At 62.1% G+C, this 21,862-nt stretch carries 16 protein-coding genes; 9 read left to right on the top strand and 7 right to left on the bottom strand.

From position 1 onward, the window contains the following. Positions 1-321: 321 nt before the first annotated feature. Positions 322-1,833 carry an acyl-CoA dehydrogenase family protein gene (locus JNB89_RS30065; protein ID WP_220364636.1) on the bottom strand — a complete coding sequence of 504 codons (1,512 nt, stop codon included), beginning with the start codon at positions 1,831-1,833 and terminating at the stop codon, positions 322-324. 14 nt (positions 1,834-1,847) lie between these two features. Beyond that, positions 1,848-2,171, bottom strand: a complete 324-nt coding sequence (locus tag JNB89_RS30060) for a cupin domain-containing protein (RefSeq protein ID WP_220364635.1) — start codon at positions 2,169-2,171, stop codon at positions 1,848-1,850. Between the two features lie 842 nt (positions 2,172-3,013). On the opposite strand from JNB89_RS30060, the gene JNB89_RS30055 reads away from it, so the two are divergent. Beyond that, positions 3,014-4,012: an acyltransferase domain-containing protein gene (locus tag JNB89_RS30055; protein ID WP_220364634.1), complete on the top strand. Its 999-nt coding sequence runs from the start codon at positions 3,014-3,016 to the stop codon at positions 4,010-4,012. A 95-nt stretch (positions 4,013-4,107) separates the two neighbouring features. After that, complete coding sequence (locus JNB89_RS30050; RefSeq protein ID WP_220364638.1) at positions 4,108-5,040, top strand: 3-keto-5-aminohexanoate cleavage protein; 933 nt, start codon at positions 4,108-4,110, stop codon at positions 5,038-5,040. 164 nt (positions 5,041-5,204) lie between these two features. On the opposite strand, the gene JNB89_RS30045 is transcribed toward JNB89_RS30050, so the two are convergent. Next, the gene (locus JNB89_RS30045) at positions 5,205-5,420 is read right to left on the bottom strand and encodes a hypothetical protein (RefSeq protein ID WP_220364633.1); all 216 of its coding nucleotides are present in this window, start codon (positions 5,418-5,420) and stop codon (positions 5,205-5,207) included. Positions 5,421-6,762: 1,342 nt separating this feature from the next. Between JNB89_RS30045 and JNB89_RS30040 the strand changes: the two genes are divergently transcribed. Genes JNB89_RS30040 through JNB89_RS30025 form a run of 4 tightly spaced genes read left to right on the top strand, consistent with a single transcriptional unit; the run spans position 6,763 to position 13,284 of the window. Continuing rightward, positions 6,763-8,310, top strand: coding sequence for an efflux transporter outer membrane subunit (locus JNB89_RS30040; protein ID WP_431026614.1), 1,548 nt, complete (start codon positions 6,763-6,765; stop codon positions 8,308-8,310). Next, positions 8,307-9,374 (top strand): HlyD family secretion protein, encoded by a 1,068-nt coding sequence (locus JNB89_RS30035; protein ID WP_220364631.1) that lies wholly within the window; start codon positions 8,307-8,309, stop codon positions 9,372-9,374. The genes JNB89_RS30040 and JNB89_RS30035 overlap by 4 nt, the downstream gene beginning before the upstream one ends. Beyond that, entirely contained in the window at positions 9,371-12,157 is a 2,787-nt protein-coding gene (gene rbbA, locus JNB89_RS30030) for a ribosome-associated ATPase/putative transporter RbbA (protein WP_220364630.1), read from the top strand. Before JNB89_RS30035 ends, rbbA begins: the two co-directional genes overlap by 4 nt. Positions 12,158-12,159: 2 nt before the next feature. Then, entirely contained in the window at positions 12,160-13,284 is a 1,125-nt protein-coding gene (locus tag JNB89_RS30025) for an ABC transporter permease (protein WP_220364629.1), read from the top strand. Positions 13,285-13,378: 94 nt separating this feature from the next. On the opposite strand, the gene JNB89_RS30020 is transcribed toward JNB89_RS30025, so the two are convergent. Continuing rightward, the gene (locus tag JNB89_RS30020; protein ID WP_220364628.1) at positions 13,379-13,696 is read right to left on the bottom strand and encodes a UDP-glucose 4-epimerase; all 318 of its coding nucleotides are present in this window, start codon (positions 13,694-13,696) and stop codon (positions 13,379-13,381) included. Positions 13,697-14,010: 314 nt separating this feature from the next. Here JNB89_RS30020 and JNB89_RS30015 point away from each other — a divergent pair, with 314 nt between their 5' ends. Beyond that, positions 14,011-15,693 carry an AAA family ATPase gene (locus JNB89_RS30015; protein WP_220364627.1) on the top strand — a complete coding sequence of 561 codons (1,683 nt, stop codon included), beginning with the start codon at positions 14,011-14,013 and terminating at the stop codon, positions 15,691-15,693. A 114-nt stretch (positions 15,694-15,807) separates the two neighbouring features. On the opposite strand, the gene phbB is transcribed toward JNB89_RS30015, so the two are convergent. The 3 genes from phbB to JNB89_RS30000 all read right to left on the bottom strand — a co-directional run bounded on the left by phbB (position 15,808) and on the right by JNB89_RS30000 (position 19,193). After that, on the bottom strand, positions 15,808-16,554 hold the full coding sequence (phbB, locus tag JNB89_RS30010; protein WP_220364626.1) for an acetoacetyl-CoA reductase: 747 nt from the start codon (positions 16,552-16,554) through the stop codon (positions 15,808-15,810). Beyond that, positions 16,544-17,071, bottom strand: a complete 528-nt coding sequence (locus JNB89_RS30005) for a hypothetical protein (protein ID WP_220364625.1) — start codon at positions 17,069-17,071, stop codon at positions 16,544-16,546. Before JNB89_RS30005 ends, phbB begins: the two co-directional genes overlap by 11 nt. Before the next feature lie 307 nt (positions 17,072-17,378). Continuing rightward, a complete protein-coding gene (locus JNB89_RS30000) occupies positions 17,379-19,193 on the bottom strand; it encodes an alpha/beta fold hydrolase (protein ID WP_220364637.1) in 1,815 nt (604 codons plus the stop codon). Positions 19,194-19,507: 314 nt separating this feature from the next. On the opposite strand from JNB89_RS30000, the gene JNB89_RS29995 reads away from it, so the two are divergent. After that, complete coding sequence (locus JNB89_RS29995; RefSeq protein WP_220364624.1) at positions 19,508-20,176, top strand: nitroreductase family protein; 669 nt, start codon at positions 19,508-19,510, stop codon at positions 20,174-20,176. Between the two features lie 190 nt (positions 20,177-20,366). After that, positions 20,367-21,629: a polyhydroxyalkanoate depolymerase gene (phaZ, locus tag JNB89_RS29990; protein ID WP_220364623.1), complete on the top strand. Its 1,263-nt coding sequence runs from the start codon at positions 20,367-20,369 to the stop codon at positions 21,627-21,629. Positions 21,630-21,862 lie beyond the last annotated feature (233 nt).

Below are 21,862 nucleotides of genomic sequence, written 5' to 3'. Positions count from 1 at the left end.
CTCCCGCCCGCCAATGATCAGTAGCGCGCGCAGGTAAACGAACGGGTGCCGCAGGTGTAGCAGTCCACGGGAGAGACGGTGGGAATTGGGTTCGCTGACGAGGGCTGCACGGGCGCAGGAGCAGCCGACGCCACGCGCGACCAAGGCATCGAGGTGCCGGAGGTCGAGTTGCCGGCGGCGCAAAAGAAAATACGCGCTGCGATCTTTCCGGATTACCGGGTTGTCGGTACGTCTTCAAGGTAGACCGGTGTATCCGGCGAGCCGAGATAAGGCGTCGCCGGATATGGAGCTGTCAGTCCCGAAGGAATACAACGAAGAAGCCTACAAGGTGCGCCGCAAGAGCGGATCGAGCGTGTGTACCTCTGCACCGTAGGTTTGCTCGATGTCGCCGATCTGTTCCTCGTAGGATGCGATGTGCTCCGAGAGCTTCGCGGAGGTGACCACCCTTGCGTCCTGGTGGTGCGATCGCCGCATGTCCTGCACGGCATCCGAGAGCTTGCGCGTGGCCCACTCGAAGGCATGAGCGCGGACTTCGCCGCCTTCCTTGCGGAGCGCCGCTGCGCTCACTGCCCACGCCACCGCATTGGCCGTACTAGCTGCGAGACGGTGCTGATGCTGCGGGGAAAGTGACGGGAATGTTGCGGACGCCTGGTCGAGAGCTGACCAGAGGGGTGCAAGAACATCTGCATCCGGAAAGTCCTTCGTCAGGAGGGTGTGCAGTTTTCCAGGGTTCTTCAGCACCGAACGTCCGAGGTAGCCGGAGATTCCATCCGTCGATCCCTCGAACACCCTGAGAACCCGGTAATCCCTGAAGTTCTGCGTGACCGGGTTTGAGTCAAGGAAGCCGCGCCAACCCATGAGTTGCACGCAAGTGTCGATCACGCTCCACGACTGTTCGCCACTGATGATCTTGCATACCGTGTAGTACGTGGGATCAACGACGCGGCCCTCGTCAAGGCCGTCATAAATCAAGCGTGTTACCGCATCGACAACCTCGACACAAGCGACGCAATCACTCAGGATCTGCTCGATCCTGCCATTGCTCAACAGCGGGCCGGTCGCGACGGTACGACGCGAGACGTAACGTGTGGCGAGCTGGAGGCACCGTTTCATCGTCCCTACGATTCCGGCAGCGAGCATCCAGCGGCCTGTCTGAAAAGCGTGCGTTGCAACAGCCGCCCCATTGCCGACGCCGCCGAGGACAGCGTCGGCGTCGAGCCGCATGTCGCGCATCTCGATGTGATGCTGCGGCACGGCCCTCATGCCGACCGTGAGCGCCTCGGAGACAGGCACCCACCCCGGCGTCATGGTCGGCACCAGGAAGGTCGTCAGGCTGTCGTCCAGGCGCACCGTGAGGTTGATGTACCTGGCCCAACCGCCCAGCGAAATCATTGACTTGGTTCCGTTGACGACGTAACCGGAACCATCGCGCACCGCCCGCGACGTCATCGCCTGGAAGTTCGTGCCGACCTCCGGCTCTGTCGCCGCCACGCCCGCCAGCGCCCCCGTGGAGGCCAGGACCGGAAGCACCTTGTCCTTGATGTCCTGGTCGGCGAAAGCGAGAATCGGGTCGACTCCCACCGCGTTGTGCACGGTCGTCAGCAGCGACACATTGCCGTCGATTGCTCCGAGCTGCTCCAGGACACGCGCGGTTTCGCGCGCGGACAGGCTCTGGCCGCCGTGCTCCGCGCCGACCCTCAGGCCGAGCAGCCCTGCCGCGGCCAGGTCCGCTGGCAGTGAGGCCGGCGGCCGCCGGTGTTCGTCGATAAGGCGCGAGCTGAGTCGCTCGCGCGCGTACCAGCGTAAGAACTCGATCATGCTGTCTGTGCTCATGGCGCTCCCGTCAGTCAGTCGACGAAATTGATGGAGAGAACCGTGCATCCTTCTGGGCTCGCCGGGATGTGCGAAGAGCCTTTCTTGCCATACAGAATGGAACCGGCGGGATAGCTTCCTGACTCATCGGCAAATGTGCCATCGAGCACGTAGACCATTTCCAGGCCGAGCTCGTGAGTGTCCTGCATCGGGAGGACTGCGCCTGGAGCGAATCGAAGCTGGCGGACCATCACGCCCTCGTCGGTGTGGTGCAGCATCTTGACGAAGATGCCTGGCACCGCCTCGACCTCTTCGATATCGTTAATATGAGTTCGGCTGAACATCTCAGGAGTGGCCATGATTCCTCTTCTCAGGTGAGCAGACAACGCGGCGGTTGTCCGGTTGCAGGGACTTTTCGTGCATCTGTTTCGGCGCCTGATTCGAGCGACCTGGCTTGACAAGGTCGAAAAATCTGGACCGATTTTTATGCAAATTGGCTCGTTTGATTAATAGTAAGGTATCCATACGTTTACTTATGGAAGTGTTCGACCGTTTGGTCGTTTCCTACAGTCAATCAAAATCGCGAGCTGGGCCGCCTTGCGCCGTTTCGGTGAGAAGTCGCGAAGTCGCAACTCTTCCGTAGCGTGGTTCAGAAGACCAACCAGGCGCGACTCACGAAGTTTAGTTGTCTGAAGTCACGCAGAAAGACAACAATTGTCACGCCATCTCCAGTCCGCGTTTTCACGTGGCAGGAGGTTCGTGTTCACAATTTGTGACTTTCGGATCGCGGCAAATCGAATACTCTGAATACACGAATCAGGCAATGGATATCACCATAAGTCAGGATTCCTGTGCGTTTTGAATTAAAAGATTGAGCAATAATTTGCATTGCGTAGTCACGGTACGGCATGCGAAAAAATCTATTCCGCATTGGCGGATTGTCTTGGCGCTGGATTGTCTTCCGGGTTCCACTCATCGGGGTAACTTGACAATGAACATCAATGACGTGCGAGAAATAAGAATTCGATTGTCCGGACAATCCGCACTTACTCGGTAGGTTCCTACCGGTTCGTCGACCTTGAGTTCCTGCATGGGTGTTGGCATTAGCGCCAGGAACTTGTGCGGAAGCACAGCTGCTTTTCAGACGGCGTTCGGAGTCGTCAGATCGCCTACATCTTCGATTTTTCGACCGGGATAAGAAATGGAAAATGAGCTGAAAGACAAAACAGGCAGCGGACCGATTTTTGTCATTCCTGGGCAGGGGGATAACCCTGTTGGCGCGTTGCGGCCGCTTTATACAAGCGACCCTGTCGCGCGTGCGGCTATCGACGAGACGCTCGATACCGTAGAAACCGAGGCGTTCGCATCGGGTTATGAGTTCGACGCGCGGCTCGTCCGGAAGATACTGCTTGGCGAAGCGTCGCCCGACACAATTCCCGTTGGCGTCCCGCAGTTGGCCGCGTTCGCGACTGCCGTATGCGTACACCGACTACTGGAGCGCCAAGGAATCCACCCGTCCGCAATCATCGGCCAAAGCATGGGCGAAATCGCATCACTAGTGTGTGCCGCTGCCTGGACCGTAGCGGACGGGGTGCGCGCGGTCCTTGCTCTCAATACGGCGTTTCGCCCATTTGAAGGCCGCGGTGGAATGGTCGCGTTGACAGCATCTGAAGCCGACACGCTGACGCTGCTCAATACGGTGGGTGATGACAACCTCGTGCTAGCCTGCGTCAATGCCCCGCGCCAAACCGTTGTCAGTGGCACGAATCAGGCACTTGATGCACTCGCCATAGCCGCTCACCACAATGGTGTCAAGTCGCACAAACTATCCATACCCTATCCCGCTCATCATCCGGCACTTCAACCCGCTGCGGACGCATTCCACGAACTGATCCTTTCGCTACAACTTCGTTCGTTTAGTGTTCCCGTATTCTCGGCAGTCGCTCGCCGCCAATACAACGAAATGGACGATGTGCCCCGCTTGATGGCGGATTGCTTCACAAAGCCTTACCACATGCCAGCGACGCTCGAAACCATCCGTGCACGAGAAGACGTGCTGTACGTCGACCTAAGTATGACCGGCATCATGAGCCGCTGTATTCGGGCCCTATCGCCGAAAGCAAATGTAGCTGTGCCGACGCGTCTCAAAGGACTGCCTCTACTTGAAGCAGCAACCATCAATGAATACTTGCCGATCTGAAGATGTCACGTGGACGGCTCGATTGAGCCCATGACTTCCGTGCGGGGCGCCTGAATGCCGCACCAGGCTCATATCACCAAATGGGAAACATCGACATGGCGCAAGCCTCGAAGGTAATCATCACCTGTGCGATAACCGGCTCGGTCCACACGCCGAGCATGTCGCCGTACCTGCCGGTTACACCAGCGGAAATCGCCGCGTCTGCGATAGAGGCTGCAGCAGCCGGTGCGGCAGTCGTGCATCTGCATGCGCGCGATCCTGTCACCGGGATGCCCAGTCAGAATGCGCAGCTATTTGCGCAGTTCCTACCGCAGATAAAGGCAGAGTCGAATGTCGTCATCAACCTGACGACCGGCGGAGCGTCCACCATGACGGTGGAAGAGCGCCTGCTGCCGGCGCTGCGTTTCAAGCCCGAAGTGGCGTCGCTGAACATGGGGTCGATGAACTTCGGCATGTACGAGATGCTCGGCCGCTTCAAGGAATTCCGGCATGACTGGGAGCGACCGTATCTCGAGTCGAGCGAGGACCGCATCTTTCGCAACACGTTCAAGGACATCGCTCACATTCTCGAGGCCTGTAACGACAACGGCACACGCTTTGAGATTGAGTGCTACGACATCGGTCATTTGTATACGGCTGCGCATTTCGTGGATCGGGGCCTGCTCAAAGCACCGGTTTTCATCCAGTCGGTGTTCGGGGTTCGCGGCGGTATTGGCGTGCACCCGGAAGATATTGCGCACATGAAGCGCACGGCGGACCGTCTTTTCGGCGCTGACTACCACTGGTCGGCGCTGGGCGCCGGCGCGCAGCAACCCCGGGTACTAACGCAGGCGCTGTTGCTGGGAGGCCATGTCCGTGTTGGTCTGGAAGATAACCTGTGGTTGCGCAAAGGGCAGTTGGCGAAGAGCAATGCCGAGCAGGTCACGGCTATCCGATCCGTCATCGAACAGCTAGGGTTTCAGATTGCCACGGCAGAAGAGGCGCGGGTGATGCTCGGCCTCAAAGGCTCAGGCGAAGTCGCGTTCTAGAAAGCGACCGGATGCAGAATGAATGATCGTCACAGACCCGGCGCTGATAGTCAGTAATCTGCTAATAAAATCCTGGATCAGCGATGCCGTTCTGACAAGATTGTGTGCCAACGAACACCCGCGAATGTGCGTCTTGCGAAGTTCGCCGACGCTTGCAAGCTCGCTCAATGCCACCGCCCCATGTCGCTATCTGGCAGGGCCGCCCGCTTATCGCGCTGCCTGTACGCCCAGCGCCTTGCCTGCGCAATGGCAATACGAATCGCGGTGCCTTCGGGCGCGCCTTCCCTGAGCAGCGCGTTCGCGATCTCGATCGCCTTGTCGCGTACCCAAGGCTCCATGTTGCGCATTGATACTGGGTAACGATCAGTTGTCCAAGGCATGATGGTCCTCTGCTGTGCGAGGGGTTCGTGCGTAACGGCATCGGTTGCTTACGCCCGCGAGTCACTGTATTGCGCTAACGGCCCTTCCCGTTGACATGAGTCACTTTGCTCGCTCGCCGTTTACCGCGGCTATCGAAGGTTTGAAAACGCGGCACTTCATGCTCCGACGCTAATTCGCACTCGGCCGCGAATAACGCACACCCGACGAGGTATTACCGCATTCGTTGCGGCGGGCTCTTGGCCGCTTTGACGCATGTCAATCGGTCACAGCCGGCGAAACGTATTCTCGATTCAGAGCGAAACCAAAAACAGTTCCGGAGGCACTATGTTGAGAAGCGCCATACTTGTTGGCCTGTTGCTGTTGCCGGGCTCGTTTTTTGTTCTCGCACTAGCGTGTGTTCATCCGCGACTGCGCAAGGAGATAGTGCGCATCAGCAGGCTCTCCAATCCGTTGACTCAAGCCGGCCTGGTGCATGCGAGGATGCGGGAAAAGCTGCTGTTGCGTCCGGCTTATCGTCTGATCCACCATTCAGTGGGGAAGCCAGACAGATTCCGATAGCGAGGAAAGCGCTGTGCCACACGCGTGCCACGCTTTCCGAAAACACTCGAGCGACCGCGATGCACCCGGATACGGCGAACATTGCCTCGTCCGCGTCGCGTGCGTCGAGCATCGATGCGGGAATCATCCGGACCTTGTCCTACATGTTCGCGCTTGCCTGCGAGCGCCGCGCCGGGCGCCCTGCACTGCGCTCGCCTTATCACGCGCTTAACGATTGGACGTTGCGCTACATGTGCAACGTTTCTCCAGCGTGCTCGTCAACCAGTTCAAACTGGCATCACACTAGCGGGCAGCACTCGTTCCGCGGAACGGCTCTGCCTATCTCGCAGCCTTCCATGGTGTGCGCGTCGCAACGCTCGTAGTGGTGAATGTCAACCCGCTCGCTTTGATGACCAACATCTCTTGCAGATTTGTCTGGTTGCTGTGCATTCGCCCAGCACAAGAAACCGGCTTGCATCGCCAAAGTTCGCGGATGGAGTGTCATGCATCGGGCCGCGAATCTAACCCGCTGTGAGACGAAGGAGGCCGCCCTCACCGGTCCGGGCCTGAATGATCCAGATCAAGCTACCCCATCCACCTCGTCGGTTATAAGTACTTGCAGCATAAGCGGGACGGGGTTGCTCGCTGGTGCAAGTGCCGGCCGCGCCGCGCGCCGCTGCCCGCAAGCAACCGCTTGCGCCCGCTTGCGACCGCTTGCGGCGCGCAACGCTCATTGCATAACCGATGCCCGTCCCAGCCACTCGCCTTGATCGAAGCATTCCGCCCAATTCACAGCACGCACTTATGTTCTCATCGTCGCGCTCACGACCGCCGCCCGCAACACGTCGCTCGCCTCGTAGCGGCATGAAATTCGCGTCGGCAGTCGTACTGTCCGCGGCGCTCTGCACAGGCGGATGCATGTCGTTGACGCCGCCTTATGTGCGACCTGCGCTGCCGGTGCCAGATAGCTGGGACGCTGCTTCGCTCCCCGCTTCGTCCGCTGCTGAGTCGTCCAGAGATGCGCCCGCCAATGCCACATCGGCTCCAATCCAACTCGACTGGCACAGCTATTTTCCCGACGCGCAATTGCAGGCCCTGATCGAACAGGCACTTGGCGGGAACCGTGATCTGCGCATTGCCGTGCAGCGCGTCGAACAGGCTCGCGCCACCTACGGCGTGCGGCGCGCCGACACCTTGCCCACCATCGCTGCCAGCGCGGCCTACGTGCGTCTGCATACGCCGGGCGTGCTGGCACCCGGCGGCAGCCTCGACGCTGCCGCGTATCAGGTGGGGCTTAGCGAAAGCAACTGGGAACTCGACTTCTGGGGGCGCATACGCAATCTCAAGGACGCAGCGCTCGAACAATATCTGGCGAGCGACGCTGCACGCCGCGCCGCTACCCTTGGCGTCATCGCAAACGTAGCCGACAACTATCTGCTGCTGCGCGAACTCGACGAACGCATCTCGGTTGCGCGCGAGACGATTGCAAGCCGATCGGACTCGCTGCGAATCTTCCGCCGCCGCTTCGAGGTCGGCGCAATCTCGAAGCTGGATCTGCGGCAGTCGGAAATTCTCTTGCAGCAGGCGCAAGTGCTGGTTGCGCAGCTCGAACAGCAGCGCGCGACTCAGGCCCACGCACTCGCCGTACTGGTCGGCGCGCCCGCACGCCTGCAACCGGCACCGCTCGCCGACACGAGCGTGTACGCAAACCTGCAGCCAGGGCTGCCTTCGTCGCTGCTGGAAAGGCGTCCCGACATCGTCGCAGCGGAACATCAGCTACGCGCTGCCAACGCGAACATCGGCGCGGCGCGCGCGGCATTCTTTCCGCGCGTCACGCTCACCAGCGCCGTCGGGTCGACGAGTACCGAACTGCATAACCTGTTTGCATCGGGCAGCGGCGCATGGATCTTCATGCCCAACCTTTCGCTGCCCATCTTCGATGCCAACCGCAATCGCAGCAATCTCGAACTCGCCAAGGCCCGCGAAGGCGAAGCGGTCGCGCAATACGAAAAAACCATTCAGGAAGCTTTTCGCGACGTCGCCAACGCGCTCTCGGCGAGAGAGTGGCTCGCCGCGCAGGTTCAGACGGAAACGGACACGCTCGCGGCACAGACCGAGCGTGCCCGCCTCGCCAGGCTGAGATACGACAACGGCGCGACGCCGTTTCTCGAAGTGCTCGACGCGCAGCGCGACCTGCTCAATGCACGGCAGCAACTGATACAGACGCGTCGTGCGTTGCTCTCGAGCCGCGTCGCACTTTATGCCGCGCTCGGCGGCGACGTGCAGGACCGGGAGCAGACCGGCGCACCCCCGGTCCCCGACATCGCGCATGAACAAGGCCCATTGCCATGAACCGAAGAACAAAACTGATCGTGGCTGCCGCCGCGCTGGTCGTGATTGCCGCCGCCTACTACGCCCCGAAGATCTTGCGCGGGTCGCGTCCCGCCGCGGATTTCGTCAGCGGCAACGGCCGGATCGAGGCGACCGAAATCGACGTGGCCACCAAGCTGGCGGGCCGTGTCCAAACGATTACCGTCGATGAAGGCGACTTCGTCAAGGCAGGCCAGCCCGTCGCGACCATGCAGGTGAGCGTGCTCGACGCGCAACTCGCCGAAGCACGCGCGCAGCATCAGCAGGCGCTCAACACCGCGGCCAGCATCGAAGCACAGGTCGTGCAAAGGCAAAGCGACAAGGCTGCCGCCGAGGCCATTGTCTCCCAACGTGAAAGCGAACTCGACGCAGCGCGGCGCAAGTTGGCACGCTCGGAGACGCTGTCGCGCGAAGGCGCATCCTCCATGCAGGAACTCGACGACGATCGGGCTCGCGAGCGCGGCGCTCAAGCTACGGTGCTTGCCGCGAAAGCGCAGGTCACCGCCGCCCAGGCCGCCGTCGACGCAACCCGCGCGCAACTGGTTGCCGCGCATTCCGCTGTGCATGCCGCGCTCGCAACCGTTGCGCGCGTGGAAGCCGACATCAGCGACAGCCAGTTGACGGCGCCGCGCGACGGCCGCGTGCAATATCGCATTGCCGAGCCGGGAGAAGTGCTGCCCGCGGGTGGCAAGGTCCTGAACATCGTCGATCTCTCCGACGTCTACATGACGTTCTTTCTGCCCGAGACGGTGGTCGGCAAGGTCGCGCTGGGCGCGGAAGTACGCGTGATACTCGATGCGGCGCCGAACTATGTGATTCCCGCCACCGTGTCGTTCGTCGCGAGTACCGCGCAGTTCACCCCGAAGACCGTGGAAACCACCAGCGAGCGCCAGAAGCTGATGTTCCGCGTCAAGGCACGGATCAACCGCGAACTGCTGCTGAAGCACCTGAAGCTTGTGAAGACTGGCCTGCCGGGCGTCGCCTGGATCAGGATTGATCAGCACGCCGCGTGGCCGGCTTCGCTGGCGATCAAGGTGCCGCAGTGAGCGACGCAACCACGGCCGACACCCCGCAGGTCATCCGCCTGCGCAACGTCGTGCTGCGCTATGCAAATGCCGTTGCGCTCGACAATCTCACTCTGGATGTTGCCGCCGGCCGCATGACCGGATTGATCGGACCGGACGGCGTCGGCAAATCCAGCCTGCTTGCGCTCGCGGCCGGCGCCCGCGCGGTTCAGCAAGGCAGCGTCGAAGTACTGGGCGGCGACATGCGCTCGCGCCGGCACCGGGCACTCGTGTGCCCGCGCATCGCGTACATGCCGCAGGGCTTGGGAAAAAATCTGTACCCGACGCTGACCGTCGAGGAGAACCTGCAATTCTTCGCGCGGCTCTTCGGTCACGACGCCGCCGAGCGTCGCGAGCGGATCGACTCGCTAACCGCCAGCACCGGTTTGAAGCCGTTTCTCGCGCGGCCCGCGGGCAAACTGTCTGGCGGCATGAAGCAGAAGCTCGCGCTCTGTTGCGCGCTGATTCATGACCCGGACCTGCTGATTCTCGACGAGCCGACCACCGGCGTCGATCCGCTCGCACGCGCGCAGTTCTGGACTCTGATCGCGCGCATCCGTGCGAGCCGCCCCGGCATGAGCGTCATCGTCGCGACGGCCTACATGGACGAGGCCGCGCGTTTCGATTCGCTCGTCGCAATGGATGCAGGCCGCATCCTCGCAACCGGCGAGCCGCGCTCACTGCTTGCTCGCACGCAGCAGGACACGCTGGAAGCAGCGTTCATCGCGTTGCTGCCGGAGGAACGCCGCCGCGGTCATCAGCCGGTCGTGGTGGAGCCGCTGGCCGCCGATGCGCCGGGCGAGCTCGCCATCGAAGCGAGCGAGCTGACCATGCGCTTTGGTGATTTCCTCGCGGTCGACCACGTCAGCTTTCGCATTCGACGCGGCGAGATCTTCGGATTTCTCGGCTCCAACGGCTGCGGCAAGTCGACCACGATGAAAATGCTGACCGGTCTGCTGCCCGCGAGCGAAGGCTCGGCGCGGCTCTTCGGGCACGAAGTGGACCCCAACGATATCGACACGCGTACCCGCGTCGGCTATATGTCGCAAGCGTTTTCGCTCTATGGCGAACTGACGGTTCAGCAGAACCTGATATTGCATGCACAGCTCTTTCACGTGCCGCCGCAAGCAATTGCCGGCCGGGTCGACGAGATGGTGAGCCGCTTCGGTCTTGCCGACGTGCGCGACGCATTGCCCGGCAGCTTGCCGCTCGGCATGCGGCAACGTCTTTCGCTGGCGGTCGCGATGGTGCACAAGCCGGAGCTGCTGATTCTCGACGAACCGACCTCGGGCGTGGACCCCGTCGCTCGCGACAATTTCTGGCAGTTGATGATCCAGCTCGCCCGCCGCGACAAGGTGACGATTTTCATCTCGACGCACTTCATGAACGAGGCGCAGCGCTGCGACCGCATCTCGCTGATGCATGCCGGCCATGTGCTCGCGACCGGCTCCCCGGCAGAACTCATACGCGTGCGCGGCGCGGCGACTCTCGAAGCGGCCTTTATCGGCTACCTGAGCGACGCGGGCGCCGAAAAGGCGGAGCCAGGCGCTAGCGCTGAAGCGGAGATCGAAGCGCCGGCCAGCACCAACCTTTCCAGTGCACGCAAGCAGGCCAGCTCGCCTGGCCGTGCGCAGCCACGCGCGTTCAGCCTGCCCCGGGCGCTGACCTACATGTGGCGCGAAGCGCTCGAGTTGCGCCGCGACCCGGTGCGTGCCGCGCTCGCCCTGCTCGGCTCTGTCGTGCTGATGCTCGTGATGGGCTATGGCGTGAGCCTCGATGTCGAGAGCCTCACCTACGCGGTCCTCGATCGCGACCAGACGGAACTGAGTCACGACTACGCGCTGACCATGTCGGGCTCGCGTTACTTCGTAGAACAGGCCCCGCTCGCCGACTACAACGATCTGGACAAGCGCATGCGCAGCGGCCGGCTGTCCCTCGCGATCGAAATTCCCCCGCATTTCGCCCGCGACCTTCAACGCGGCACGCCCGTGCAACTCGGTGTGTGGATCGACGGCGCAATGCCGCAGCGTGCGGAAACCATTCGTGGATATGTGCTCGGCCTGCATCAGTCGTGGCTGATCGATCAGAGCATCCGTCGGCTAGGCACGACGCCTGCCGCGCAGGTAGACATCGAGACACGCTTTCGCTACAACCCTGACGTAAAAAGCGCGCCCGCAATGGTGCCCGCGATCATCCCTATGCTGCTGCTGATGCTGCCGGCCATGCTGACCGCTCTCGCGGTCGTGCGCGAGCGCGAACTGGGCTCGATCATCAATCTGTATGTGACGCCGGTCACGCGTAGCGAATTTCTGTTGGGCAAACAGGTGCCCTATGTGCTGCTGGCTGTCCTCAACTTTCTGCTGATGACGCTGTTTGCCCGGATCGTTTTCGGCGTGCCCGTCAAAGGCAACTTCCTGACACTACTCGTCGCGGTGCTGATCTACAGCACGGCCGCGACTGGCGCCGGCATGCTGGCATCCACATTTACGCGCAGTCAGATCGCCGCAATTTTCCTGACGATGATCGGCACGCTCATTCCCGCGATCCAGTTTTCCGGCCTGATCAATCCCCTGTCGTCGATGGACGGCAGCGGGCGCTTCATCGGCTCGATCTATCCGGCCACTTACATGTTCACGATCAGCCGCGGCGTGATCAACAAGGCGCTGGGCTTTGCCGAGCTTCAGGCGCAATTCTGGCCGTTACTGGCCGCCATACCGGTCGTGCTCGGCCTGACCGCGGCGTTACTGAAAAAGCAGGAGACCTGAGCATGCGCCGCATCGCGAACATCTACCGCCTCGGCGTCAAGGAACTGTGGAGCTTGTGGCGCGATCCGATCATGGTCGTGCTGATCGCCTATACCTTCACGGTGGCGATCTATTCCGCCGCAACCGCGCAACCGGACACGCTGCATATGGCGCCGATTGCAATTGTCGACGAAGACGCCTCGCCATTGTCCGCCCGCATTGCGGCTGCGTTTTTTCCACCGCAGTTCGGCACCGCGCGTCTGATCACCCCGGCGCAGGTCGACCACGGGCTCGATACGGGCGAATACACGTTCGCGCTCGACATTCCGCCCGACTTCCAGCGCGATGTGCTGGCCGGAAGATCCGCGTCGATACAACTGAATGTCGACGCGACCCGCATGAGCCAGGCGTTCACAGGCAGCAGCTACGTGCAACAGATCGTCTCCGGCGAGATCGCGGGATTCGTGGCCCGCTACCGCGACAACGCGCCGCCGCCCGTCGATCTTGCCGTGCATATGCGCTTTAATCCGAACCTCGAGCACACCTGGTTCGGCGCACTGATGGAGATCATCAACAACGTCACGATGCTGTCGATCATTCTCACCGGGGCTGCGCTGATACGCGAGCGCGAACACGGCACGATTGAGCATCTGCTGGTCATGCCTGTCACCCCGGCAGAGATCATGCTTGCGAAAGTCTGGTCGATGGGACTGGTGGTCATGGCAGTGGCGACCGGTTCACTGACGTTCGTCGTGCGAGGCGCGCTGCATGTGCCAATTGAGGGGTCGGTCGGCCTGTTCATGGTCGGCACCGCGCTGCATCTGTTCGCCACCACGTCGATGGGCATTTACATGGCGACGCTCGCGCGCAGCATGCCGCAGTTCGGCATGCTGGTGGTTCTCGTGCTGCTTCCGTTGCAGATGCTCTCCGGCGCCATCACGCCGCGTGAAAGCATGCCGAAGATCGTTCAGGACATCATGCTGCTCGCGCCCACCACTCACTTCGTCGAACTGGGGCAGGCCATTCTTTATCGGGGTGCCGGCCTCGACGTCGCCTGGCGGCCGTTCATGATTCTTATCGCGATCGGGTCGGTGCTGTTTGCGATGGCATTACGGCGTTTTCGCAGAACCGTCGGGCAGATGGCGTGACCTAGTGCCCTGGCCCCGGACGTTAGACGTCAATCATTCGTCAGAGCAAAAGCGCCCTTGGGTCGTTCTGCGTGGTACTCCGAGACGGCGAAGATTAGTCCTCGTTAGCCGCCCGGACATTGGCAGGGCAAGCTTCGTCACTCGCACTGCGGTGGGATCGCTGCGCGCCGCTCAGGCCAATCGACAGCGTATTCGACATCTTCAACTGCACCCACACCATGCCCTCGCGCAAGCCGGCAAGTACCGCCTCTCGCTCGGTCGGCCAAATGCTGCTGTGCTTGAACTCGTGATTGAATTCGCCCTCCGGGGCGGTGTGGCTGATCTTGATCGAGCAGTCGAAGCCGCCCGTCGTCGAATGCGTGACAGCCGACACCGACCAATGTCCGTCACCAACATTTCCAGTAAGCGTCATGAACTTCTCCTGAAGTCTGAGCGATGAGGTGATCCAACCGCACGCGAATGCGCTGCGCTCAGGGCGTCGCAAGCTTGCCCATGCTCACGCTCACGAGGCCCGCTTCGCCTGTCATGCGCCGTGCAACGCAGGTCGGCACGATCAAGGCCGGCTTGCCATACGAGCGACTTTAAGTGGGCTCGCGCCGCGACGGTTGACATGCATCAAGCGGCAATCATCGGTCGCAGCTTCCGCGAACAATGATTTCCATCAATAGGCGCATGTCGGGCTATGCCTATGCTGAATCGTTCCTCATTGCATTCGCGGAGCCGATCATGGCCAAACCTCTTCTTTCGCCGCAGCACCGAACGCTGCATGCGAGGCAACGTGAGCGCCTCGCACGGCGCGGCTGGTCCGATATCGACCGCGCCCTGCAACGGCCCGCATCCTATTGCCATCCCGCCGGGCGCATCCGCCGGATCGAAACCCATATCTCCCTGGTTTATCTGGCTGGACGCTACGCGTACAAACTGAAGAAGCCGGTTGATCCGGGCTTTCTCGACTTCACGTCACCCGCCGTGCGGCAACGCGCGTGCGAAGACGAAGTGCGGCTGAACCGGCGCTTTGCACGCGAGTTGTATCGCGAGGTCGGGACTATTGTTCGTGCGGGCCGGGTCTGCAAGATCGGGCGGCGCGGACGTGTCGTCGAACATGTGGTGAAGATGCGGCGCTTCGACGAGCGCGAAGTGTTCGACGAACTACTCGCGCACGAAGCGCTCGGCTTTGCGGAGATGGATGCGCTGGCCGACAGTCTCGCCACGGTTCATCGTCGCGCGTCGCGAATGGCGCCGCGTGGCAGCTTCGGCGCGGCGCCCACGGTGCGAATGCAGATGCGAGCCGTGCTGGACAGCCTGACAAGGCTGGGATGCGAGGCCGGCGTGCATTTACCGGCCTCGATTCGTGAATGGTGCGACAGTGAGTGGGCGCGGCTCGCGCAACATTTCGACGCGCGTCGCGCCGGCGGCTTCGTGCGTGAATGCCACGGCGACCTGCATCTCGGCAACGTGCTGCGGCGAGGCAAGCGCGTGGTGATGTTCGATTGCATCGAATTTAGTAACGCGTTGCGATGGATAGACGTGGCGAGCGACCTCAGCTTCGTGCTCATGGACCTGCAGGCGCACGGACGTGACGATCTTGCCGCCCGCTTGCTGAACGGCTGGCTGCGACGCACCGGCGACTTCGGCGCATTGCCGGCGCTGCGCTACTACTCGGTTTATCGCGCGCTGGTGCGGGCACTGGCGGCGGCGCTGAAAACGCGCGGCGGCTCGCAGCGTCAGCCACTCATCGAGGTGAACCGCTATCTGGCACTGGCTGAACGGCTGGCTGCGAAGCCCCGGCCTTATTTGCTGCTGTGCCACGGCTATTCGGGCTCGGGAAAATCCGCGGCAAGCGAGGCACTCGTCAGTCTGATCGGTGCAGTACGTGTTTCGAGCGACAGCGAACGCAAGCGTGTGCGGCCGTTCGCAGTGCCGGATACGCAGGCGTTACCGCCTAGCGCTTATACGGCTCAGGCTATCGACAGACATTACGACGCTCCGCTGTGTCTCACGCGTCAGGTGTTGGCTTCCGACTATCCGGCGCTGGTCGATGCGACATTCCTGAAGCGCGCCCACCGGGAGAGGTTCGCGGCCCTCGCCCGCTCGATGGGCGTGCCGGTGCTGCTGCTCGATTTTCATGCGCGCACCTGTCTGCTGGCGGAACGCGTGAGCAGGCGCGCCAACGACGCGCATGCGGAGTCCGACGCCGGGCTTGTCGTCCTCGTCAGGCAACTGGCAAACGAAGAGCCGCTCAGCGCACAAGAGTGGGCGCGCGCGGTGTGCTTCGATACCGAGGTCGCACCGGACGCATTCGAACACCTTCAGTACTGGCGCGCTTTGCTGGAGCGCCTCGCGCATCTCGACGCGCCTGCGCCGAGCGAAAAAGCGGTGTCGCCCGACGCGTTGGCCGCACACGTATGAAGTAAGGGCCCCGCTGTGAGAACAGTGCGGCCCCGCAAGTGCTCTTGCCTGTCAGGCGTCAGTCGGGCACGTCACCCCTTTCCGTCCCCTCTGCGCCCCCCCTTTCCGCCGCTTTCAGCCCATATGCATTCCGCCGTTAATGGCGAAATTCGCGCCGGTTACGAATCCCGCGTCGTTCGAGCACAGAAACGCAATCAGCGCGGCGACTTCGTCGGGCTGACCGAGCCGCCCCACCGGAATTTGCGGCAAGATCTTCGTTTCCATCACGTCTTCCGGCACGGCAGCGGTCATTGCGGTGGCAAGATAGCCGGGGGATACGGTGTTCACCGTCACGCCATGTTTCGCGACTTCCAATGCCAGCGACATGGTAAAGCCGTGAATCCCCGCTTTAGCCGCCGCATAGTTGGTCTGCCCGAAGGCGCCGCGTTCTCCGTTCACAGACCCGATATTGACGACACGCCCGAACTTCTGCTCGATCATTCCGCCAAGCAATGGCTTGGTCATGTTGAACAGCGAGTCGAGATCGGTGCGCAATACGGCGTCCCAGGCATCCTTGTTCATTTTGGCGAACGTGGAGTCGCGGGTAATGCCCGCATTGTTGACCAGTATGTCCACCTTGCCGAATTCGGCCAACAGGCGGTCTGCGCAATGCGCGCATGAATCGTAGCTGGTCACGTCGGCTTCGTAGGCATGAAAACGCCGGCCCGCTTCCTGTTCTCGCAGAAGCCACGTGGCAACGTGATCGTTACGCTCCGAATGCGACATCGCGACGACCATGCCCGCGTCGTGAAGGCGCCGGCTAATGGCGGCGCCCAGCCCGCCCATGCCGCCGGTGACAAAGGCAACGCGCTTAGCCGCCATGGTGTTCTCCTTGCGAAGCGCGGCCGTTCGTACCAACGGACGGCACATCCGTTGCCGCATGACGGGCCGCAGCACTGCGGCCGTCCGGCATACCGGCCAGCAACTGTTCGAAACGCGGAAACCAGTCTTTTAGCGGTGTGCAGACGGGATCGAAACCCGTGCTCTTGCGCCAGTTGTTTGTCCATGCGGACTGCCATTGGGCGAGCGCGTCGCGCATTCCGTCGCTGTATGCGCTTTGCTGGCGGGCGGCAGAAACGAGCGCCTGCTGCCATACATTGGTGGTAGTCGCCATGTAGTCCCGCAGTGCGGCTTGATAGCTGGATGCGAGCTCGCTCCAGTCGCGCGCGCGAATGGTCGCCTCGCGAGTCGCGTTCAATGCGGCAAGGTCGCGTTTGATGCGCTGCACTTCCAGGTCGCACGCTTGCTGCCGTACGTCGTGGCCCAGGCCGATCATCCGCAGGGCCAGCCCCACGTTCGCGCGATACAGGTCGAGGGGGGTGTCGAATTCAATTGCCATGTCGATCCTCAGGTGGTTCGGATGGGCCTTGCTGCGCCGGCCTATGTCGATGCTGATCGATGCTGACCGATGCCGATCAATGCTGACGCCAGTGAAGCAGCAGACGTTTCAATGTAGGACGCCACGCCGAGGTGCGGTTGACTTGCATCAAGCGCGCGTGAGCGCGTGCCGCTGAGCGGTCGGCGAAAGACGCTCCGCGAGGCGCGGGGTGCGCTGCGGCTTGCGTCCATCGGCACGATACGTTGGGGGAAAAGTGTCGCGCTTCCCGTCGTGAGCCGATAAACGGACGGCCGCTTATGACCCGCTGTCATTTGTCGAAGACGTAGGTCCCCGGCGCGTCGCATAGACCGTCTTCAACTGGCCGGGCAGTCACCTCGCCGCTCGACTGCTCGCGCAGCCACTGTTCCCAGCGCAACCACCACGACCCGTCGACTGGCGCAGTCTGCTCGAGGAAGTCGTGACGGCTGCGGTAAGGCGCGCTGTGCGGCCGCGTCGCACACCGGTAGTAGCGGCCCGCATGACCGGGCTCGGACACGATTCCCGCGTTATGCCCGCCCGCCGTGAGCAGGAATGTCAGCGAATGGTGCGTTTGCAGATGCAGCTTATAGACCGAGCGCCACGGCGAAACGTGATCGCGCTCCGTGCCGACGACAAACATCGGCGCTTCGATATCCGACAACGCAACCGGGCGGCCATCGACGCAATAACGTCCCTCGGCGAGGTCGTTGTTCAGAAACAGACTCGTCAGATACTCGCTGTGCATGCGGTAAGGCAGGCGTGTGGTGTCCGCGTTCCAAGCCATCAGATCGTTCGATTTCGAGCGTCGGCCCAGCAGATATTCGCTCATCATTCTCGACCAGATAAGGTCGCGCGCATTCAGAAGCTGGAAAGCGGCCGCCATCTGGCGGCCGTCGAGATAACCTTGGTGCCACATCAACGCATCAAGCGCGGCAAGCTCGCTTGCGTCGATAAAGAGGCCCAACTCGCCGGGTTCGGTGAAATCCGTTTGTGCCGCGAGAAGCGTCACCGTCTTCAGTTCCGACCCTTTGGCATCCCTGAACAACGCCGCCGCGGCGATTGCCAGAAGCGTGCCGCCAAGGCAGTAGCCGACCGCATGCACCGGCTGCTCGTGCCGCGCGCGAACCTCGGCAAGCGCGGCGAACAGGCCCTCGTGCAGGTAATCGTCGAGTCCGACGTCACGGAAGCTCGCGGGCGGGTTTTTCCACGAAATGCAGAACACCGTGTATCCGGCGTCTACCAGATAACGGATCAGCGAGTTGTGCGGCTGAAGATCGAGAATGTAGTACTTCATGATCCAAGACGGCACGATGAGGAGCGGCTCGCGCGCCACCGTGGCCGTTGCGGGCGCGTACTGGATGAGTTCGCACAGCCGGTTGCGCCACACGACCTTGCCTCGCGTGACGGCCACGTCTCGACCCGGCAGCCATGCATCGGGCGACGTCTGATCGTGTGCCGCTATACCGGCAACTACACCGGCAAGACCGCGCAGATCCTGTAACCAGTGCTGCAAGCCCGTCAGGAAATTGAGCCCGCCGGTGCTCCATGCCGCGGTCTGCACCGCCGGATTGGTCGCAATGCAGTTGCTCGGCGAACACGCATCGAGCCACTGGCGCGCGAGAAAGCGCACCAGTTCCTCGTGATGCCGCTCGACGCCCGGTGTCGCGGTGGTCGCCGCTTCCCACCATTTCTGCGCCTGCAAGAAGGTATCGCGATACAGCCAGTAGGGCCAGCGTGACCAGGCATCGTCGGAAAAACGGGGATCGTCGCGCACCGCAGCGGCGCGCCAACGAGCCGCGGACGCGAACTGGATGCGCTGCGCCATTTCGCTCGACGCAGTTGCGCACTGCTGCGCCAGATTCAGTGCTTTGCCTGGCGCGAGCGCCATGTGCAGCGACCAGTCGAGTGCCGCCATGGCTATCGAAGCAGGCGACAAACCACCCGTTAGCGCAGCGAATGCCGCGTGCGCGGCGAGATCCAGTTCATTGCGCGAAGCTTCGCTATGCCCGCACTCGCGTGCCGGGCCTGGATGACCGGCACGCGCCACCGCAAGCGGATTGGCACCGGCGTTCTGCGCGGGCTGATGCGCCGCGGACCTGGCGATTGGCTTCGCTGAGGAAGATGCAGCCGGATGTTCTGTGTTCACTTCGGATTCGCCCTTCGCTGCTCGAGCCGGATGCAGCGCTGAAGTCCACTGGTTAATTTCGCCGGTATCAGCAGTGAGACTAAGGAGACTGCAGCGCAGCGGATTGATTTGCATCAACGGCAACAGAGCGTGCGTGCCTCCGGCACGATTCGCGTCGATATGTCCGCGCAGTTGATGCGAATCAAGATCTCCCGGCCTCGCGCGTTTATGGTTGAACGCATGCGCCGATTCGTGCGTGGATGCATCGTCGCTGACATCGAATGGAGTCGCTCATGACCAATATGCAAGCGCTGTCCTACGAACCGGCGCCCCGTCGCGCGCCCGCTCGCACACGAGGCGAAACCCCCGCCGAGATCACGCTCCCGCTCCCCGACATGGCCGGCGGTGTACCACTGATGAAAGCGCTTGCACAGCGCGCCAGCACCCGCGAGTTCTCCGACGCGCCTTTGCTGCCCGCGACGCTCGGAGCGCTGCTGTGGGCGGCGGACGGCGTCAATCGTCCAGCGAAAGGCGGCCGCACGGCGCCCTCGGCTCATGCCTTTTACGAAATCGACATTTATGCGGTACTGCCGTACGGCGTTTACCTGTATGACGCGCCGAGGCATCGGCTCGTGCTCAAAGTGCCGAGCGATGCGCGTAATCTGACCGGGTATCAGGACTTTGTCGGCGAAGCGCCGCTTGATCTGGTGTATGTTGTCAACATGTCGCGCCTTTTGTCCATGCCGGCGCAGCAGCGTGAGATTTTCGCCGCCATTGCGGCTGGCGCGATTGCGCAAAACGTATCGCTGTACTGCGCTTCAGCGGGACTCGGATGCGTCGTGCGGGGCTGGATCAACCACCGCCTTCTTGGCGATGCCCTCAAGCTGAACGAGGACGAATTGCCGATTCTGGCTCAAACAGTAGGCATGCTTGCAACCACGTTGAGTTCGCTCGCAGACTGAAGCGGCGTTAGCGGCGGCGCGGCGCTTGGCGAACTGCGAGGTCTGAACCCGGCGGATGGTCGGTAGCTTATGACTTAGGGTTGAGCACGGTTCGTCCGCTACGGGTTGCGCGTCGCGCGTAGCCTGTGAAGCGTCATTCGCTCACTACGGCGTGCAGGGTTGGCGGCATGCCGGCAGGAAAGAGGCACTCATGTTTTACGGCCTACTCGATACGCAGCGGCGCCTGACAAGAACGCTTGCCGACAACGCACTGAATGCCTGCCAGTCGTTGTGCGGCGAGTGGACGGCTGCCTTGCCTCGTGCATCGCGCGACTGGCTGATGCGCGCCACCTGCGCACTCGACGCTGCTCCGCCGTTTGCAATCGCTGCGGTGCAAAGCGGCGGCAGATGGGTGCCGGTCGAAGAAAGCATTGTCGACGAGATGCCGATTGGCAATCTGCGCAAGTTCACCCGCGCGCGCGGCGATGGTCCCGTCTGCGGGGCCGGTCCGGTTCTTCTCTGTGCGCCGCTAGCCGGCCATCACGCAGTCATGCTTCGGGAAACCGTCGAAACACTGCTGGAAACGCACGACACCGTCTATATCACCGACTGGGCCGACGCGCGCGACGTACCGCTCGCGGCCGGTCCACTCGCGTTGTCTGATTATGTGCACTCGCTCGAACGCTTCATTGGAATCGTGACCGCCTGTGGGGCGCCGGCGCACATCGTCGCCGTATGCCAGGCCTGCGTGCCTGCCCTCGCCGCTGCCAGTCTGCTGGCCAGACATAACGCGCATTACCTTGGCAGTGTCGCGTTGCTTGGCGGCCCCATCGATACGCGCCTTCATCGGACCGCTGTAGATCGCTTTGCGAATTCGCATCCTCTGAGCTGGTTCCGCGACAACGTGATCGACGTGGTGCCGCCGCCCTATCGCGGGGCCGGACGTCGTGTCTATCCCGGCTTCCTTCAGCAGGCCGCGATTATCGCCGCGCAGCCTTCCCGTCAGCTCGGGCTGGAGGCACGTTACTGGTCGAACTGGCTCGCGGGCAATCTGCGTGACGCGCAAGCCGCGCTTCGTTCGCTGAATGAATACGCCGCCGTGCTGGATATGAGCGAGCGCTATTTTCTCGACATGCTATGCGTGGTGTTTCACGAAAACCTGCTGGCGCGTGGAGCGTGGTCGATCGACGGACGGCGCGTCGATACGGCCACCCTTGCGCAAGTTCCTCTTTGCACAGTGGAAGGCGACCGCGACGACATTACGGGCGCCGGCCAGACGCACTGCGCGCATGCGCTATGCCATGCGCCGGATACTCCGCGCAACCGGCACGCGACCATAGACCAGTGCGACCATTACGATCTTTTCACGGGACCGCGCTGGCGCAACGCAGTGCATCCGCAACTGTGCGAATTCTGGGGCGTAGCTGAGCGCGCAGGTCAAACGAAAGTCCAATTGGAAGCCCGCGTTCCGTGACTCTCATCGAAGCGTCGGGTCAACGCGCCGCATGGCGGATGCAAAGCGATGCAGGATGACCCGAGACGCGCCGTGTCTGAGCAAAGCATCGGACCGGCGCAACGCTCGGCGCCGGGCAGGCACCCCTTTTGATATGGATCAGCATCCCCTGCGCGCTTCCGGCGATGATGGATTCCGACCAGCAGTCCATCACGCAAGGAGCGTGGCTATGCGCATTACCTTCCCACCCACCC

The sequence above is a fragment of the Paraburkholderia phenoliruptrix genome (assembly GCF_019511605.1).
Lineage (GTDB): Bacteria > Pseudomonadota > Gammaproteobacteria > Burkholderiales > Burkholderiaceae > Paraburkholderia > Paraburkholderia phenoliruptrix_A.
This window is presented reverse-complemented; position numbering and strand designations above follow the sequence as displayed.

What these genes read in the sequence shown, in the direction of transcription:
- JNB89_RS30040 (WP_431026614.1), top strand. Translation starts at nt 6,763, where the DNA reads ATGTTCTCATCGTCGCGCTCACGACCGCCGCCCGCAACACGTCGCTCG.
- JNB89_RS30020 (WP_220364628.1), bottom strand. Translation starts at nt 13,696, where the DNA reads ATGACGCTTACTGGAAATGTTGGTGACGGACATTGGTCGGTGTCGGCT.
- JNB89_RS29995 (WP_220364624.1), top strand. Translation starts at nt 19,508, where the DNA reads ATGACCAATATGCAAGCGCTGTCCTACGAACCGGCGCCCCGTCGCGCG.
- phaZ (WP_220364623.1), top strand. Translation starts at nt 20,367, where the DNA reads ATGTTTTACGGCCTACTCGATACGCAGCGGCGCCTGACAAGAACGCTT.
- JNB89_RS30050 (WP_220364638.1), top strand. Translation starts at nt 4,108, where the DNA reads ATGGCGCAAGCCTCGAAGGTAATCATCACCTGTGCGATAACCGGCTCG.
- JNB89_RS30060 (WP_220364635.1), bottom strand. Translation starts at nt 2,171, where the DNA reads ATGGCCACTCCTGAGATGTTCAGCCGAACTCATATTAACGATATCGAA.
- JNB89_RS30005 (WP_220364625.1), bottom strand. Translation starts at nt 17,071, where the DNA reads ATGGCAATTGAATTCGACACCCCCCTCGACCTGTATCGCGCGAACGTG.
- JNB89_RS30045 (WP_220364633.1), bottom strand. Translation starts at nt 5,420, where the DNA reads ATGCCTTGGACAACTGATCGTTACCCAGTATCAATGCGCAACATGGAG.
- phbB (WP_220364626.1), bottom strand. Translation starts at nt 16,554, where the DNA reads ATGGCGGCTAAGCGCGTTGCCTTTGTCACCGGCGGCATGGGCGGGCTG.
- JNB89_RS30035 (WP_220364631.1), top strand. Translation starts at nt 8,307, where the DNA reads ATGAACCGAAGAACAAAACTGATCGTGGCTGCCGCCGCGCTGGTCGTG.
- JNB89_RS30065 (WP_220364636.1), bottom strand. Translation starts at nt 1,833, where the DNA reads ATGAGCACAGACAGCATGATCGAGTTCTTACGCTGGTACGCGCGCGAG.
- JNB89_RS30055 (WP_220364634.1), top strand. Translation starts at nt 3,014, where the DNA reads ATGGAAAATGAGCTGAAAGACAAAACAGGCAGCGGACCGATTTTTGTC.
- JNB89_RS30015 (WP_220364627.1), top strand. Translation starts at nt 14,011, where the DNA reads ATGGCCAAACCTCTTCTTTCGCCGCAGCACCGAACGCTGCATGCGAGG.
- JNB89_RS30025 (WP_220364629.1), top strand. Translation starts at nt 12,160, where the DNA reads ATGCGCCGCATCGCGAACATCTACCGCCTCGGCGTCAAGGAACTGTGG.